This is a genomic window from Reticulibacter mediterranei (assembly GCF_016587455.1).
The window spans coordinates 6,646,040-6,663,792 of sequence record NZ_BNJK01000001.1 but is presented as its reverse complement, the minus strand read 5'-3'; the positions used below and the strand labels follow the sequence as shown (position 1 = coordinate 6,663,792).

The following is a 17,753-nucleotide window of genomic DNA, read 5'->3' as shown; positions in this document are numbered from 1 at the left end:
ATCCTATCCTATTTAATACGCGGCCAATTCTCGCGCTGCCGCCACGATCTTTTCAGAATTGGGCAAATAGGCTGCCTCCAACTCCGGCGCATATGGGAATGGCGCATCAGGTGCCGCAACTCGTGTAATCGGCCCGTCAAGATACTCGAACAGGTCTTCCGTCAGTATGGCGGACAGTTCCGCGCCAATGCCACCGGTGAGCGTATCCTCGTGGACAATCATCACCTTGTTAGTACGCTTGACCGATTCCTGAATGGCCTCGCGGTCCAGCGGACTGATACAGCGCAGATCCATCACCTCCACCTCCAGATCGTCATCTTTCTCTAGAATCTGGGCGGCACGCAAACACTGATGCACCATCGCACCATAAGTCAGGATGGTCATATCTTCGCCCTCACGTCGTATAATCGCCTTCCCCAGTGGCACAATATAGTCTTCAGAAGGCAATTCTTCGCGCAAGAACGGGAGACGATACAGCAACTTATGCTCAAGATACAGCACCGGATTGTTGTCGCGAATGGCCGCTTTTAACAGACCTTTGGCATCGTACGCGGTAGAGGGAACGACAACTTTAATGCCGGGTGTATGGAAAAACCACGCTTCCGGGCTAGCAGAATGGAAGGGGCCGCCTTTGGTGCCACCGCCAGCGGGGCCGCGAATGACCACTGGCACAGGCATGCCAACGCGCCAGTACATCTTCGTCGCCATATTAATGATCTGGTCGAAGCCGCAGGTAATGAAGTCGATGAACTGCATCTCAGCAATTGGACGCATACCCATTAATGCCGACCCGATTGCCGACCCGATAATCGCTGCCTCCGACATGGGGGTGTCGATCACGCGCTCTGGCCCAAACTCTTCCAGCAGTCCCGCGCTGACCTTGAACGCGCCACCATACGTTCCAACGTCTTCTCCGAGAATAAACACTGCTTCATCGCGCAACATCTCTTCTCGAATGGCCTGGCTGATTGCTTCTAAATATGTTACTTTCTTCTCGTTCATCGTCGTCCAACGGCCTCCTCTGCCTTACTCACAGTGGTAAACGGCTTCCCGGTACGCCTGTCAAGCGCATTGACATAGCGTGGATTATCCGAATCAGGTTCTCCAATGATGGCGATAGGGCCATCAGGAGCAAAGACATCATCAGTCACCGTTGCTCCATCGGGAGCCGGGCTGCGTTCGGCAAAGGCTACCGCGTCCTCCACCACAGCTTTGATCTTCGCCTCGATCTCGGCTTGCAGTGCAGGCGTCAGAACACCTTGCTCTCTCAAATAGGTTTCAAAACGTTGAATCGGATCTTTCGCCAGCCACTCTTCGCGTAGTTCAGTTGGCACATAATCGGCCTTATCCGCCTCGGAGTGGCCTCGCACGCGGAATGTCTTGCACTCCACGATCACTGGCCCGTTCCCACTGCGGGCATGCACAACAGCCCGCCTGACTGTCTCCATCACAGCCAGCACGTCATTACCATCTACGCTCTCTCCGGGTATATTGTATGCTCGTGCTCGCTCAGCAAGATCTTGAAGCGCGAACTGCTTATACGTCGGAGTCGAGTACGCATAGCCATTATTCTCAATTATCAGCACGAGAGGAAGCTTTTGCACAGAGGCAAGGTTCAGCGCCTCATGAAATGCTCCCGTATTCGTTGCTCCATCACCGCAAGATGCCAGCACGACGCTTGAACGCTTGCGCATCTTCATAGTGAGTGCGACGCCGCACGCCACCGGAAGAGAGGCTCCCAGCATGCTAATCATTGGTACGATGCCATGATACATATCGCCAATGTGCATCTGTCCGTCGCGTCCCAGGGTTGGAGAGTTTCCGCGAGCCAACCATTGACACATCACCGCGCGTGGCGACGTACCCCGCACAAGATGCATCCCCAGATCACGATGCTGCGGAACAATGCAGTCTCCATCGCGCAGCGTCATTGCTGCTCCGACAGTTGTTGCCTCATGCCCTTGCGCTGTATAGACCCCACCAACAATTCGCCCTTGCAAGAACAGTTTGTGGATACGGTCCTCCATCGCACGAGTGAGGCGCATAGTGAAATAGATCTGACTGAGCGTTTCTCTGCTCAAACTGGTCATTTTCTCGCCCACCTACTTCAAAACACTTTTGGCCTAACTTGATGACTTATTCTACCATATTCCCTTATAGGGGGCTAGCTGAGAGGGATTTTTGACATGACTAGGAGGGCAGATAGTCTACCTGGCTATAGTTTGCTTGTTATTTTTCCTGGCCTCCGCCGCCACAATCTCCTGACGCAACCGTTTGATGCGTTGCCGATAGGCCTCTTCCGGCTGAACGTCGCCCTGCTTGGGTTTATCGCCCATGCTCACATGCCATTTACGAAACGCCAGCCCTATCTCTGTTTGATACAACGACTTGACGCGCAACCACTGTTTGATCCCATAACGCCATAATACACGTCTCTCTTCTTTTGTGCGCTGGAACGAGTTCTGCAAAAGCGCATACTCCTCAACCCGCACCACGCCGCTGCTGACCTCCGATGCCAGAAACTCGCGAATAATGGCCGCTTCATGGGCCAGCGACTTCATCAGGAAATAGAGGATCGCGACTTGCGCCAGAAATGGGGGAATATAATTGGCGAACAGAATAATGGTGACGATGGTTGTATCGGTCTCGTTGATGACCAGTCCATTCGCAAACCAATCCACAAAATCGAAGGCGCTATGGAACAATACCGCCACAAGATAGCCCGCAACCGGGATCACAATCTGTTGCCAGCGTATGCGCGTGTGGCGAATATAGCCCAGTGCCACGCCAAAGCAGATCGTAAATGTGGAATGACTGAGCCAGCCCAGCACGACGCGCCCGATGATCAGCACCCAGAAGAAGTCTTTCGTGTTCTCAGCAAAGTAGCCAAAGTTTTCCACCAGCGCAAAGCCCGCCCCGATCAAGGCTCCATAGACGATGCCATCGGTCACGTTGTCGAACTCGTCGCGCAACAACCAGTACATGATCAGTATGCCTAGCCCTTTGAAGGCCTCTTCAGGGATGCCTGCATTCAGGCCAAGCAGCAGCGAACCAAGCGGATTGTTGATATCGCCCAACCAGTTCTGTATCATGGTGCCGCCAAACGCCTCGATCACTCGCGATGGTGGAACTGCGATAATAGCTCCCCATAAAAACGCAGCCAATCGCAAAAACCAGGGTTCCCGCTCGAAACGATCGATAAAATTGGCAAGCAGGACAATTGCCAGCGCAGGGATAAGCGGGACCGTCAGTGCGACGACGATGCTTGATGTACCCTTCTCCGTCAAAGTAGCGATACCAATCAGGCCACTCACAATCAGGGTCACGATCACGCTGATGGTGAGGATGGCCAGTCCAATGCCGCCGATCACCCAGCGCATACGCTTCCCCACGCCTTGCGAGAGGGCAAACTGCATGGTCACTCCAACGCCCAGCAAGTTTTCTTCCTCACCCTCTGCCCAGGAAAAGCCCGGCTCAGAGGGGCGCGACAGCGCTGAGGCAGCGCCGTTAGCGATAGTAGACGGCACAACTGGCCAGCCCCAGAACTTCTTCGCTATAGACATCGCGGGTAGCTCGCCCGATTGCTTCGCCCCGGATTTACCATTCAATGACTCATGTGAGGCTCCGTTATGAGAAAGCTCTGTTGCTGGCAGCTCGGAATAGAGCGAGGACAGTTGAACGGTCGGCTCAGGTGTGGCCTCGTCTGTCTCTGTCTCTGTCTCCTGCGGTGCCACCAGTTGTAGTATAGTGCTTCCCAACACCAGAAAATCCTGGGGCTTCACGGGTAAACTACTCCCGCTTGGCACTGGCCGACCATTTACACGTACTGTGTTCTGCCCCGTCAGGTTCACAATATGCCACCCCTGTCCATCCTTTATCAGGTGGGCATGCTCACGAGATACTGTCGGGTCCATTAGCAGAATATCGTTGTTCAGCGCTCGTCCGATGGTCGTCTCGTTGCGCGTCAATAAATGCACCAGCCGCTCTTCTGGTATCCACCCTCTGGGATGTTTTCCCTGAAGATCCGCAGGCACACTATCAGGAAGACGAACCCGCACAACACGTAGCGCACCGTAGTTTTGACTCATGCTCTATTCCTGGGGCATAAGATTTCTTATCTGCCTATATCTACTTTTTTCCTGGCAATATTGTACTCTAATTTCGCTGATATCATCTTGTTGGCATCCAACCAGCCATCGCTATCATCCATACAACCTCAGCACCGTTTTCGAATCCAAACAGCGCCTCTCCCCCTATCCATACAACCTCAGCACTACTATACATGGGAACGATAATGATGGCAAGTGCGTGTTATATTACACGTGTACGCCCCATACCCATTGACGTTTTATAGCCAATACCGCAATAAAAGGCCAGATGCGCCAGCAGCAAAATTTGTTGCCGCACCGTCAAGGCCGAGTCTGATTTGCTATCCGGTCCTCGCAAATGATACCTGCATGAGCCAATAAAACCCGGTTGCAGATGCGTGGTAAACTTCACGTGATGCGTTCTCAGATCATAATCGCTAATAATAATCCCATCATCTTGGATGTATTGCTCGATGAGATCTTTCTCAATCACTCCCACCAGATCGGGCGAAGCGATATCTTCCCAGCGCCGAATCAGGCTGGGAAAGATATATTGAGGCAGCGGCAAACGCGCATAATGTGGCCCGTAATTGCGACTGCGTGCATTACTACGATTAAACGTTGTCAACGAGTTAAACTCGAGCCTGAAGTTCTCCCCACCGGCCAAACGAAGCGCCTGTATTCGCTCCACAAGCGATGACAGAGGCGTAAATCCGGTCCATCCCGTGCGATCATCTTGATCTAGAATTACTTCTTCCAACAGAAATACCTGCTTGCCGATCTGCATAAATGGTGGTCGCCGCGTTCCTCCTGTGAGGGAGGAGGTATGAAAATTCATCAGCGTATCATAGAACAGTGGGAACAATTCGCCCAGCAACAACGTAATACGCACACTATAAGTCTTCTCAGGATCAAGGGGCAGGTGAATATTCTCGCGTTCGGCCTCCAACATTCGTGCCGACGAAAGAGGAAACAGCAGGCTGGAGCATGTAAAGAGTCGTCGCTTATTCCCATCATGGAGCCACGTCGCCACTTCCGGTGCAGCCTCACGTATCCAGCGCATCCAGGCCCCATGCACCAGTTCGCCAGAGAACGCCATCAGCGTGCCATGCTGAATCGGTCGTAATTTCAATATAAGAGCATACAATTTGGTGGGAGTAGCAGCAGAAGCCAACGGGCTATCATCCATTATTCACAGTCCTCTTTCACGTTTTATCGCAATCCATAATATTGGCAGGTCATCGCTATTTTGCCATGCCTGGTACGACAATCCTGAGAAATATCCACGCTCTATTTTACACGTTTTTTTCATTTCTAGCGAGATATAAGGATTAGCGATCTCAGCGGGTTTCAGAAATGTAGAGCGTTATCTTGTAGCGAGCCTGTGGACAGCAATGATACTATAGTATGACAGATTTCAGAAGAAGGGATAGCATTTTATCTACATAAATTGATATGAGTAGAGCAACACAGCATCTCGATTCCTGGGCATTGCATCTTTTACAGCAGACCGCCAGTTACTTCAACACCCACCAGCGCAAGGCCTATCTGGTGGGCGGCTCCGTACGCAATCTTCTGCTTGACGAACCTGATACCGATTGGGATATTGCCACCGATGGCGACGCGGCGAAAATAGCTCGCCAGCTTGCCAACCAGCTTGGCGGCTTTTACGCGCATATGCATGATAAAGCCAGCCGCGTGATCGTCAAAAACGACACTCAGGAGATCAGCTTTGATATCGCGCCGCTCCAGGGTCGCACGATAGAGGAAGATCTGCGTGAACGCGACTTCACGCTCAACGCCATCGCCGTCCCGCTCTCCGCAGTTATTTCCTATCTGACAGCAGGCGTAGCACTCCCACTCATCGATCCCACTGGTGGACAGTCCGATCTCGATACGCACATCCTGCGCGCGGTGAACCAGTCGATCTTCAAATACGATCCCTTACGCATGCTCCGTGCCGTCCGTTTTCGCATGCGCTATCATCTCACTATCGATCCGCGCACCGAAAAGATGCTGATACGCGATGCTGCTTTACTGCCACACGCCGCCCCTGAGCGCATCCATGATGAACTCTATGCTATCCTCAAGCCAGAGGGAGCCACAGAGCGCCTTCGCTATCTCGACGCGCACGGGCTTCTCACCGTGCTGATGCCCGAATTTATCCCTGCTCGCGGCATGCCTCAGCCGTCACTACATCACTGGGATGTGTTCGACCACTCGCTCGAAACCGTTAGCGCGCTTGAACGGCTGCTTACCCTGCTCCAACAAACACCCGAAGAGATCCAACACTCGCAGTTGCACTCAAATGGGCACGATGATCTGATTACGCTCCACGATCTTCTCATTGAAGCGGAACAACAACACATACTAAACATCGCTGATCTGCTCGCGCCGCCAATGAAACTGGCTGCGCTGCTCCACGATATCGGCAAGACCATCACATATGCTGTAGACGCTGAGGGTCATATCCATTTTTACCATCATCCCCAGGCGGGGGTGCCGCTGGCACAACGCGTGATGAAGCAATTGAGTGCCAGCACGCATGATCGCAGGCTGGTTCAACAGGTGGTTGCTCATCATATGCGCCCCGGCCAGCTAAGCCACGATAAAGTTACTGAACGCGCTATTCGCCGCTATTTTGTCGAGCTGGGTCCGACCGGGATTCACGTCGCGCTGGTTGCCCTTGCTGATCACCTGTCGATGCGCGGTCCCGAACCACTGACCGAAGCCTGGGAACGCCATCTCGCCACCGTGCGCCTGCTCCTGACACGCTATATTCGCGAGCGCTCCCGCATTCTCCCTCCACGCCTGATTCAAGGTGAAGAGCTGATACGCCGCCTCCACCTGGAACCAGGCCCGATCATCGGTCAGTTGCTTGAACATATTGCAGAAGCTCAGGCAGAGGGGCGCATCCACTCCAAAGATGAAGCGCTATGGCTGGCGGAAGAGAAGCTCAATCGCGAAAAATAATTGAAATTGACGGCGCAATTCTCGCTTTTATCGATTTTGTGACATCGCGCGGAATCGGTAAATAATATCGAGCGTTTGCCACCCATTAGTACTTTGTGATATAATAAGGCAACGTCAGAGCGTTATCTCGCTTATCCGCAAAAAGGTGCCTGATCCATCACATTGCAGCATATTGTGCCGAAAATTGTCTGCTTATTTGCTCTTTATTCATCGATTATCTCTCTATACCAGCTGGTCAATTAAGAACATTTATCCTACGAGAAGAGTTGACAAGACTCATCACATGGCGTACCATTACCAATGGCTAAACTCATAGAGGCGGCACTTTGTAGTCGCCTCATTTGCCACTTTGGAGATCTGCGTGAAGACGATAGCGATATTCTATCAGGGACGAAAACAGGATACATCCAGCTTTGCCGCCCAGTTGGGTCCAACTCTACAAAAGCAGGGATATGATGTCCGCGTGATCGATATCCGCGAGGAAGGTGAGGAGTTCGCTGATCCATCGCTGAAAGGTTGCTCGGTTGTCCTCGTGCTTGGCGGCGATGGGACGATTGTCCATGCCGCGCGTCTCTGCTCCTGTATCGATGTCCCGATTGTAGGCATTAACTTTGGTCGTGTGGGATTTCTGACCGAGCTGGAGCCAGGCGATGTCTCCAGGGATCTCTCCTATTATTTAGAGGGTGATCCGTCCGTCTGGGTCGATAAGCGGGCAATGCTGCATGCAGTGCTGGAACAGGACGGCCACAGCGAGGAATTTCTGGCGCTCAACGAGATTGTTATTGCTCGTGGTATGTGGCCGCGCGGCGTGCAGGTGCGTGTGTGGGTTGATGACTACTACTACAACACCAGCTACGCCGATGGAATGATCCTTTCAACCGCCACCGGCTCTACGGCTTACAACATGTCGGTCGGTGGCCCGCTCCTGCATCCGCAGGTGCAAAGCAGCGTTTTGACGCCAATCGCGCCACATCTCGCCTCTGACCGCTCGCTGGTCCTGCATCCAGAGGCAAAAGTCAAATTACAGATATTTACTCATTCGCAAAACGGCGTTTTTTCCGCCGATGGGCAGATGAATCGTGAAATCAAAGATGGTGCCATTGTCACGATCCAGAACAGCCCATACGTGACCCGGTTCCTTAGACGAAGGCCACCTACGTATTTCTACCAGATTATCAATGATAAATTAAGAGAAGATAGCGCACAGGTCGCCGAAAATCGCCATGTTACTTGAGTTAAACATCAAAGACTTCGCCATTATTGACCGTCTGCACCTTCGTCTGAATCGCCTCTTCAATGTTTTCACTGGAGAGACAGGCGCAGGCAAATCAATTATCATCGATGCAGTCAATGCATTGCTTGGCGGAAAAATCGGAGCAGAGTTCGTTCGTGCAGGATGCGAACGCGCAACAGTCGAGGGAGTCTTCTCGCTTGAAGCGCTTCCCCCGGTAAGTGCGGAATGGCAGCCGGTTGAGGAGTTTGCTTATGCAGCAACCGGAGCCAGCACGATGTTCGAGGCACTCGAACGAGCCGAAACACCCTCGCCAAACCATAGCCACAACGACACCGGCAGTGCCGATGCCCGGGTCGCCCTCGCCTCTCTGCTCCATGAATATGATATCGAACCCGAAGATGGACAACTGATCCTCTCGCGCGATATCTTTCGCTCCGGTCGCACCGTTGCTCGCATCAATGGCCGTGCCTTTTCCCAACAGCTGCTCCAACAGGTGGCAAGCTGGCTGGTCGATATTCATGGGCAGAGCGAGCACATGACCCTGTTACGCAGCGAACAGCACATCAATTTTCTCGACCGCTACGCCGAACTCCTGCCGCTACGAGAGGATTTAAGCAGAAAAGTGGCCGAGTGGCGCAATGCTCGCAAGACGCTGCAATCGCTGCAACAAAACGAGCGTGAGCAGGCGCGCCGGGCCGATCATTTGCGCTTCGAGATTGAGGAGATCGAGAAGGCAAACCTGCATGCGGGCGAGATCGAAGAGCTGGAAGAAGAGCGCACCGTCCTGAGCAACGCGGAACGGTTGCGCGAACTCTGCACCCTGATCTATGGCTCCATTAAAGGGTCCGATCTTGGAGGAAGCGAGGATTTCACACCCGCCCTCGACCAGCTTCGTACGGCTCAACATAGCCTGAGCGAGCTTGTGCGGCTGGATAGCAGTATGAGCGATTCTGCCGATAGCCTCTCAGAAGCGATTTATCAGTTAGAGGATGTCGCCGCCAACGTCAGCAGCTACGTCACCGATATCGAGGACAATCCTCGTCGTCTGGAGGAGATAGAGGAGCGGCTCGACATGATCACCCGGCTGAAGCGCAAATATGGCTCGACCATTGAGGAGATCCTCCAACGGGCCGATGAGGATCGTGCAGAGCTGGAAACGCTGGTCAATCGCGACGAGTTGGTCGCCAAATTGCAGCAGCAGGACGGCCAGTTTCGCCAGGAGATCGGGGCCATCGCCCAGCAGCTCTCCACGCGCCGCAGCGAGGCCGCACAACGACTGGCAACGGCAATGGAAGAGCAATTGCACGATCTCAACATGCAACGCGCACGCTTCCAAGTGGAGATCAAGCAGGAGCCAGACCCGCAGGGCGTCCCGGCCACCCTCAACGATCAGCCGCAGCAAACATACTCCTGCGACCTGACTGGCATCGATCACGTGCAATTCTTGATCGCCCCTAATCCAGGCGAACCGTTCAAGCCGCTTACAAAAATCGCCTCTGGTGGTGAAACGTCACGCTTGATGCTGGCCCTCAAGACCATTCTTGCAAGTGCCGATGCCACGCCCACATTGATCTTTGACGAGATCGATTCGGGCATCAGCGGACGCAGTGGGCAGGTTGTCGGTGAAAAGCTCTGGCAACTGACACACAACCATCAAGTGATCTGCATCACGCACCTGCCGCAGATTGCCGCTTTTGCCGATACACATTACAACGTCAACAAACAAATTCTAGACGACCGCACGATGACCGTTGTGAACGAGCTACGCCCGGAGCAACGGGTACGCGAGATCGCCCACGTTATGGGCGGCAACGTCACCGAGTTCTCGATGAAGAGCGCCGAAGAGATGCTGGCACGCTCCTATCTCTGGAAAGAGAACTGGACTCGCCTGCATAATAATCATCAGCAATAATATAATTTTACATATAACACGTAGAGACAACCGCAAGGGATTGTCTCTACGTGTTATATGAATTTCAACTCTTTTTCTTATATATCTACATGCCAGAACGCCTCGCCCTTCTCACCAGCCTCCTGAAGCACGCACATCTTATCTTCGGACTCGATCCAGCGATCAAAGACGCCCAGCGTACACAGCAGAACACCAGCAGCGGGCGCAAATTGTTGTACCAGCGCGCTTTGCAGTTGCTCCATTCCTTCCGCCGACACCTCCAGCGCAATTGACAGCTTCAGCGCCTCAAACGTCGTCACATAGGTAATGACGCCCTTCTGTACCTTCAGAATCAGACCAATATTCTGCGTCGGGCCATCAAAGACGCCTACGGCAAGCGTGGCAACTGGCGGCAGTTGGCTCATAAAATGCTGGATATCGCTGAAGGTCCAACCATGCCAGTGCCCGGGATGAGAGGGCACACTGACATAGCCATCAGAGCCACCCCAGAGCAGATGATAGACTCGCTGATAATACTCGTCCAGATGTAACGAGCGCTGCGGTGTGATCTGGGCTTGATAGGCCACCGCCGCGAGATGGCGCTTGTTGATGACGTGGACACGATCCCATTCGCCCTGAGCAAAGAGTTTTTGTGCCAGTTCTCGCGCATCATCAACCCTTCTCAGGGAAAGATCGCGTCGCACCCCGAGTTGCGTATCAAAGACCTTGAGCAGTGTGCCATTATCGTGTAGCACAAATAGTCCATGCTCACCCGGCTGCGCGACACGAATATACTGGCCCGGATCGAAAAAACGCCCGATAGTACGCCACGTTCGCGCGTCCAGATCGGTAACGGTCCAATGCGGATCAATCACGAGCCACCTCCCAGATCTGTATGCTATACGGTTCCAGCGTCAACGCCAATGTCTCTCCCTCCACTGTAACCTCATCCTTTCCCCACGCCTGGCGAAAACTCTTTGCTCCTGCAAACTTCACCTGCGTATCAACGCATGTCGCAGCTGGATTCGCCGCAAACAGCAACGTCTCGTCACCGTTTTTCAATAAATTGATCTCGATCTCGGCAGCATCGCAGGCAAAGGCAGTAGCAGGGAGGGCTTGCTGAAGCGCTTGCTCAACCTCATGCTGCTTGACCCAGGTAATACGTCCCTGCCCAAACACAATCTCACCCGGCTCCTTCACATGCAGCGCCAACACCTCGGAAAGCTGTAACGCGGGATTGAGATAAGGAACGCCCGGTCCCAGTACTAGATGCCCACCGGCATGCACATAATCCAACAAGCGCTGCTGATCGGCAACATCCATGAAATCGGCGCAGGGTACACAGACCAGCGGATAACGCTGCAAGCGCTCCAGAGAGAGATGCGTGTCTGCCAGATCATAATCGGCCCGTTGCTGCTTGAGGGTCTGTAACACCGCTCCCAACCAGTTATGCTTACTGTTATCATTGGCCTCAACCTGCACGTCCCAACGGAAGCCGAGATCCAGATCAACCTGAAACAACTCGCGCGGAAGACCATAGAGATCAGCATGGGCGTAATGCATCGTTGAGGCCATCGCCTCATAACGTTCCAGATCGTAGTTCAACAGCACCAATGTCTGGGGTTGACGCTCAAAGTTCCAGAATTGATAGTGATGAAGGAACGCAAGCAGCTGCTCATAAAAGCTGGCGTAATCCGGGCGCAACGTACCATGACGCGTTATCGGGCAGCCCTGCCAGCGGTCGCGCTCCACCAGCATATAAAAGTTGATGGCCTTCAAACCATGCATCAGTGCGGTTAACGTAATAAACTCTTGCTCATCGGCCATCGTCGTACGGGGATGATGGCTCCAGAGGCCGCTGCCAAACTCTGGCACAAACGGCAATCGAGTTGTACCAGCCAGAAAGCGCATAAACCAGACCGCGCCACTATAGCTCTCCTTATTCCGATAGAGGTTCAGACCAACCCAATCGATGTCTTCCTCAGCCTCCATGCGCGACAGGTCCAGCGGCGTACTATATTGATAGGACACATCATGAAAGATAGGCACGTTTTGTATGCCACGTTTGCGCAACATCCGGGCGATACGCGCCACGCACCAGCGGATCTGGTATTCTTTATAAGCAACCCAATCGATATGCCAGGGCACGTCCTGCCGCTCGCTCACAGTACAATCGCGCGGCGGCTCAATAGCAGCAAAATCGCTATAGCACGTGCTATAGGTGGCATTGAGCGCCTCAATAGTACTATACTGCTCGCGCAAAAACTCCTGGTAGAGCGCAATCGAGGCATCGCTATAGTCGGTGGCGTAAGGCTGCTCGTGGAACATATAGCAAGTCTCGTTGTCGCTCTGCACCGCCACCACACAGCCGCTCGGAGCGAGATGGCGCGCAATAATCGGGCAGATCGCATCAAACCAGGTGCCAACGGCCTCATAAAAGGTCTCGCTGGCATACGATGGCACCGGAAACTGGTGCGGTGGATGCAATCCCCAGGCCGCATCCAGGTGGAGACTGCCAACGCCACTGCGCGCCTGCACCTGTGGATCGAGCAGTACCCACTCGGGAAAGCCAAAATCGGTCAACTCGGCATTGATCAGCGGTCCGGGACGAACCTGCAACCATAATCCCCGCTCTTCACACAGGCGCATGAAGGCCTCGACATCCTTGCGCTCATCTTCCTGCCCCCAATCGTAATGGCCGGGAGAGGTTTCGTGGACAGACCAGGGAATGTATGTCTCGATCATGCCAAAGCCCAGAGCTAACACCTGATCGAGAATGAGCGGCCAGAGCGCTCGCTCCAGACGCCAGTAATGTACAGCGCCCGAATAAACAGGCACATGTTTGCCATCAATGAGTAACCCAGTCGTAGAGAGAGTGACACCCAAATTGGTCTCCTCTATAAAAAATGTCATGAGAAACGCTCTGTTCCTCATGATCCATATTGTAGCACTAACCTTTGACTGCTCCTGCTGTCAGGCCAGCAACGAGATAGCGTTCCGCGAATAGATAGAAGATAATCGCAGGCAGCATGGTAATCGTGACGAAGGCCATCGTTAACGCCCAGTCGGTGCTATGTTCGCCCTGGAACTGCATCACGCCCAGAGGCAACGTCCAGAGTTGCTCGCTATTGAGGACAAGCAAGGGCAACAAGAAGTTGTTCCAGCTAGCAACCATCGTCAGCATAGCAATCACGGCCAGCGAGGGACGGGCCAGAGGCAACAGAATGCGCCAGAAGAAATCGATCTTCGTCCCGCCATCGATATAGGTAGCATCTTCCAACTCTTGCGGAATTTCGCGGAAGAAGTTGCGCAGGATCAAAACAGTTGTGGGCAGACCAAAGGCCACCTGTGGCAAGATCAGGCCAAAGAGCGTATCGACCAGTTGGAGGTTGCGCAAAGTGATATAGAGGGGCAGAATAGCCATCGTCGCCGGGAACAACAGGCCAAACAGCAAAACGTTAAACGCCACCTCGCGACCACGAAAAGGAATACGCGCGAACACAAATGATGCAGGACAGGCAATAGCCAGCAGCAGGACAACCGTTGCCACCGTGACAATCAAACTATTTATAATTGACTGCCAGAAAGCTCCCTGAGAGAGAATACTGGTATAGTTCTCTACGTGCCACACGGTCGGAAGCGCAAACGGCACAGAAGTTAGCTCGGCGCTGGTTCTGAAGCCACCAAGAAAGGCCACCACAATCGGCACAAGCACAAAAAACGCCACTACGACGCAAACGAGGTAGCGCGGGAACAACGCTGCCGAAGCCGCAATCGTACGTCGTCGCTGAACATATTGCATAAATCGTTCCTTTCCTCTACTATCCAGTGACGCTACCATCCAGATCCCGACGCATAATCACGCGCTGGTACATCAAAGCAAACACAAAGCAGGTCGCAAACATAATTACGCCAATCGCGCTACCGTAGCCCATTGCGAAGCTCTGGAAACCATATTTCATTAGATAGGTTGCCATCGTCTCACTCGCATGGACCGGGCCACCGTTGCTCATGATCCAGATCAGATCGAAGTATTGCAGCGATCCCAGAATCGAGAGGAAGATAGAGAGGCGTACAATGCTGCCAAGCAGAGGAATCGTGATATAACGCACAACTTGAAGCGTGGAAGAGCCGTCAATACGTGCGGCGTCAATCACCTCATCTGGAATATTCTGTATAGCAGCAACATACAGCACGAGGTGCAAGCCAAAGTATTTCCAGACCATGACAAGAAAGATGCTGAACAGCACAAGTTTAGGATCTGCGAGCCAGGTTTGGGGCTGAAATCCAGGGATAACGTGCTGCAAAGTCGTATTCATAAGCCCGCCATCTGGGCGATAGATGAATTGCCAGATCACGCCGGTAACGACATCGGAAAGGATATACGGCATGAAGAAAATGACCCGAAAGATGGCGCGACCGGGCAGCGTTTTGCCAATGACCAGGGCCAGCATCAGCGCGAACGGAAGTTGCACAAGCAATGAGAGGACGACGATCAACAGATTATTGCCAACGGCTCTGAGAAAGACCTTATCGGCGAAAGCAAGTCCATAATTCTTAACCAAAACAAAATCTGTCAGAGCGCCCAGGCCATTCCAGCTAAACAGGCTATAGTAAGCGGCCTGGATCACTGGGAACAGGACGAACACAATGTAGAGGATGGCGCTGGGCAACAAAAAAAGGAGAATCGTCCCTCTGAGCCTGGCATTTCTTTGTGGAGACTGCACAGGCAGGTCGATCTGTGGAGCCTCTTTCTTATCGGCAGAGGAGATCAGTTGCATAAGAAAATCCTTTCCACTTCTCGGCAGAGAAGAGAACAGAGTTGTGGAAGCGCGAAATAACTCGCGCCTCCACAGTCATTGCTGTCTCCTGCTCTATTTCAATGATGTGGCCGCTGCATCTTCAACCATTTGAGCAGCCGCATCAGGTTTGGTGCTGTTGGCATACAGCCCTTGCGTGCCATCCAGGACAGCTTGCGCAACAGCGGGGGGAAGGTACTGGTCGTAGTAGAGTTGGAAGTAACTGGCGTTATTTACCGTTTTGACAACCTCCAGTTGCAGAGGATCAGTCACCTGAGAAACGGCATCTTTTGCTGTCGGGAGGTTCACGTTATCCTTCGCCAGCTTTGACTGGTTCTGAGCAGAGGTCAGGTACTTTAAGAAATCAACCGTCTGTGGAGGAGCATTCTTGCCAATAGCAAAGCCATTACCACCACCAAAGACATCGTTAGGGCCACCAGCGCCGCCCTCTACGGTGGGGAAGGGGAAGAAGCCAAGGTCCAGGGCTTTCTTCTTATCGCTAGCAGCATTTTTATCGGTCGAAGGCGCCCACTGTCCCATTAATTCCATCGCGGCTTTGCCATTGCCCATCAAATTGGACTGGTCGCTATACGCAGCACCCAGAAATCCTTTCTGGAAGGGATTCAACGCCACCAGCTCTTGCAGATGCTTGCCAGCTGCAACAAACGAAGGATCGGCGAAAGAACCACTGCGATTATATGCTTTGAGGAATGCATCTTTGCCGCCCATGCGGACTGCAAGATACGCCCAGTAGAAATGTCCAGGCCATTTGTCTTTTTCACCCAGCGCAATCGGGGTAATGTTTTTACTCTTCAGCTTCTGAACATCCTGCAAAAACTCGCTCCAGGTCTTGGGAGGCTCTTGAATACCAGCCTGTGCGAAGAGCGTTTTGTTGTACCAGAAGCCAACTCCGCCCATGTCCCAGGGCACACCGTAATATTTGCCATCCTGTCCGTAGACGTCCAGTGCGGATTTACTTAATGAATCTCCCCATGCTCCCTGAAGATCAGTGGTGAGATCCTTCACCAGTCCAGCTTTCGCATACTGGAACAGCACGCCGCCGCCCCAACTCTGGAAGAGGTCAGGAGGATTACCTGACTGCATGACAGTAGAAAGTTTTTGCTTGAAGGCATCATTTTCAAGGATCGTGATCTTAATCGTCACATCAGGATGGGCCTTCATATAATCATTGGCCATCTTTTGCCAATCTGCTCTGCCCGGATCTCCTGTCTGGATATGCCACCAGTTAATAACCGCTTTGCCATTGCTTCCACTACTCCCAGTAGTGGTGCCGCCGCCGCCACAGGCAGCGAGTGCAACGGTTAAGATGATCAGAAGAAAGCTCAAATAACTGCGTCGTCGCATAACGCGCGATACTCCTTTCGGTTCCATAATGTGCAACTTTGCAGCACACAGTGAGGGCAATATAGCCCATTTCATGTGGAGTCCTCGGTTTTTGTTCTCGGATTCTGATATACTAGTAATGCTGTGGTATGTGGCTCTGCACCTGATAGCCAGGGGTCCAATCTGTCATGTCATGTGTAGAGTCCAGCTTTTTTATGCTGACACGCTCTCCCTCCTTCCTTGCGTGTTTTGTGTTTTCCACCAGCGCACCATCCTTCATTGACGGCGTTTCAGGAATTGCTGTGTTAATCTATCATCTATTAAAAAAGGGAAGGGTCAAAGGGTGCTAGTTAAACCGAGTGGTAGTGGTTCACGACAGGATTGACGAACGATTAATTCGGTTGGAAGCTCTAATCGTTCAACGGGACGGTCGGGTTCGGCGATATAGTCTAATAACATGCGAGCAGCGCTGCTCCCCATCTGTTCAAGAGGCTGACGTACCGTTGTCAGCGGAGGATTGACGCTGGCCGCCTGTGGAATATCATCAAAGCCAATAATAGAGATGTCTCTGGGGATCTGCAAACCATGATCACGCACGGCCTCCATGGCCCCAAAGGCTGAAATATCGTTTGAGGCAAAAATAGCGGTTGGTGGTTCTGCCAGAGCTAACAATTCTCTGGCACAGGTGTAGCCACGAGGCTGTAAAAAATCTCCCTCGCGAATGAGTTCTGGATCAATCACAATCCCGTGCTTTTCCAGAGCGGCTTTATAGCCCTCCAGCCGCTCAACAGCACAACCAAGTTCCATTGATCCAGTAATAAAACCAATACGACGATGACCTAGATCGAGCAAATAGGTGGTTGCTTCATAGGCTCCCTGCCAGTTGGTTGCTCCTACCGCTGGCGCATCAATCGTGGGCAAGCCCAGATGGTCCACCAGCACATGAGGAAAATGACGCTGGCGCAAAGTCTCTAAATAGGCATCCGCGTTCCGAGGCAGGACCAGCAGCAAACCATCAACCAGGTTTCTCGTCAACTTGACAACGTAAGCCGACTCCTTCGTCTTACGCCGATGAGTGGTATAGAGCATCAAATCATAATTGACGGTGTGCAGTTCGTTGTCGATGCCCTTCATGATCTCACCAATATAACTGGTATCCAGACCATGTACCAGCAATCCTACAATGTGGGAACGGCCTCCAGCCAACGTTCGCGCCTGGATGTTCGCCACATACCCTAGCTCGGCCATAGCACGCAGCACACGCTCGCGCTTCTCCGGGCTAACGTGTTCTTTGTTATTGAGTACACGTGAAACGGTGGAGTAAGAGACGCCAGCCTCATTTGCGACATCGAAGATCGTAATGTCTTCGGATGGTTTCCCCTTCTGCTTCATGCTCCCACCTTGATCTCTGTATTCTGGTCAGA

13 protein-coding genes are annotated in these 17,753 nt (G+C 52.7%); 3 read left to right on the top strand and 10 right to left on the bottom strand.

The annotated features are described in order from the left end of the window. Positions 1 to 12: 12 nt before the first annotated feature. From K3T83_RS28825 to cas6, 4 genes are all read right to left on the bottom strand, one after another. Positions 13 to 1,002, bottom strand: a complete 990-nt coding sequence (locus tag K3T83_RS28825) for an alpha-ketoacid dehydrogenase subunit beta (RefSeq protein WP_220206373.1) — start codon at positions 1,000 to 1,002, stop codon at positions 13 to 15. Beyond that, the gene (locus K3T83_RS28820; protein ID WP_220206372.1) at positions 999 to 2,090 is read right to left on the bottom strand and encodes a thiamine pyrophosphate-dependent dehydrogenase E1 component subunit alpha; all 1,092 of its coding nucleotides are present in this window, start codon (positions 2,088 to 2,090) and stop codon (positions 999 to 1,001) included. The genes K3T83_RS28825 and K3T83_RS28820 overlap by 4 nt, the downstream gene beginning before the upstream one ends. Before the next feature lie 117 nt (positions 2,091 to 2,207). Beyond that, positions 2,208 to 4,088 (bottom strand): PrsW family glutamic-type intramembrane protease, encoded by a 1,881-nt coding sequence (locus tag K3T83_RS28815; protein WP_220206371.1) that lies wholly within the window; start codon positions 4,086 to 4,088, stop codon positions 2,208 to 2,210. A gap of 223 nt (positions 4,089 to 4,311) precedes the next feature. Beyond that, complete coding sequence (cas6, locus tag K3T83_RS28810; RefSeq protein WP_220206370.1) at positions 4,312 to 5,277, bottom strand: CRISPR system precrRNA processing endoribonuclease RAMP protein Cas6; 966 nt, start codon at positions 5,275 to 5,277, stop codon at positions 4,312 to 4,314. Positions 5,278 to 5,543: 266 nt separating this feature from the next. Between cas6 and K3T83_RS28805 the strand changes: the two genes are divergently transcribed. From K3T83_RS28805 to recN, 3 genes are all read left to right on the top strand, one after another. Further along, positions 5,544 to 7,061, top strand: a complete 1,518-nt coding sequence (locus K3T83_RS28805) for a tRNA nucleotidyltransferase/poly(A) polymerase-related protein (protein ID WP_220206369.1) — start codon at positions 5,544 to 5,546, stop codon at positions 7,059 to 7,061. Positions 7,062 to 7,422: 361 nt separating this feature from the next. Beyond that, positions 7,423 to 8,295, top strand: coding sequence for an NAD(+)/NADH kinase (locus K3T83_RS28800; RefSeq protein ID WP_220206368.1), 873 nt, complete (start codon positions 7,423 to 7,425; stop codon positions 8,293 to 8,295). Then, positions 8,285 to 10,207, top strand: coding sequence for a DNA repair protein RecN (recN, locus tag K3T83_RS28795; protein ID WP_220206367.1), 1,923 nt, complete (start codon positions 8,285 to 8,287; stop codon positions 10,205 to 10,207). Before K3T83_RS28800 ends, recN begins: the two co-directional genes overlap by 11 nt. Positions 10,208 to 10,284: 77 nt before the next feature. Here the strand turns inward: recN and K3T83_RS28790 are convergent, their stop codons facing one another. The 6 genes from K3T83_RS28790 to K3T83_RS28765 form a co-directional block, all read right to left on the bottom strand. Next, positions 10,285 to 11,061, bottom strand: coding sequence for a hypothetical protein (locus tag K3T83_RS28790; RefSeq protein ID WP_220206366.1), 777 nt, complete (start codon positions 11,059 to 11,061; stop codon positions 10,285 to 10,287). Continuing rightward, the gene (locus tag K3T83_RS28785) at positions 11,054 to 13,099 is read right to left on the bottom strand and encodes a beta-galactosidase (protein ID WP_220206365.1); all 2,046 of its coding nucleotides are present in this window, start codon (positions 13,097 to 13,099) and stop codon (positions 11,054 to 11,056) included. Before K3T83_RS28785 ends, K3T83_RS28790 begins: the two co-directional genes overlap by 8 nt. A gap of 37 nt (positions 13,100 to 13,136) precedes the next feature. Then, positions 13,137 to 13,988 carry a carbohydrate ABC transporter permease gene (locus K3T83_RS28780; protein WP_220206364.1) on the bottom strand — a complete coding sequence of 284 codons (852 nt, stop codon included), beginning with the start codon at positions 13,986 to 13,988 and terminating at the stop codon, positions 13,137 to 13,139. Positions 13,989 to 14,007: 19 nt separating this feature from the next. Next, a complete protein-coding gene (locus K3T83_RS28775) occupies positions 14,008 to 14,967 on the bottom strand; it encodes a carbohydrate ABC transporter permease (protein ID WP_220206363.1) in 960 nt (319 codons plus the stop codon). Between the two features lie 93 nt (positions 14,968 to 15,060). Next, entirely contained in the window at positions 15,061 to 16,350 is a 1,290-nt protein-coding gene (locus K3T83_RS28770; RefSeq protein WP_220206362.1) for an extracellular solute-binding protein, read from the bottom strand. Between the two features lie 315 nt (positions 16,351 to 16,665). Further along, a complete protein-coding gene (locus tag K3T83_RS28765) occupies positions 16,666 to 17,721 on the bottom strand; it encodes a LacI family DNA-binding transcriptional regulator (RefSeq protein WP_220206361.1) in 1,056 nt (351 codons plus the stop codon). Positions 17,722 to 17,753: the final 32 nt, after the last annotated feature.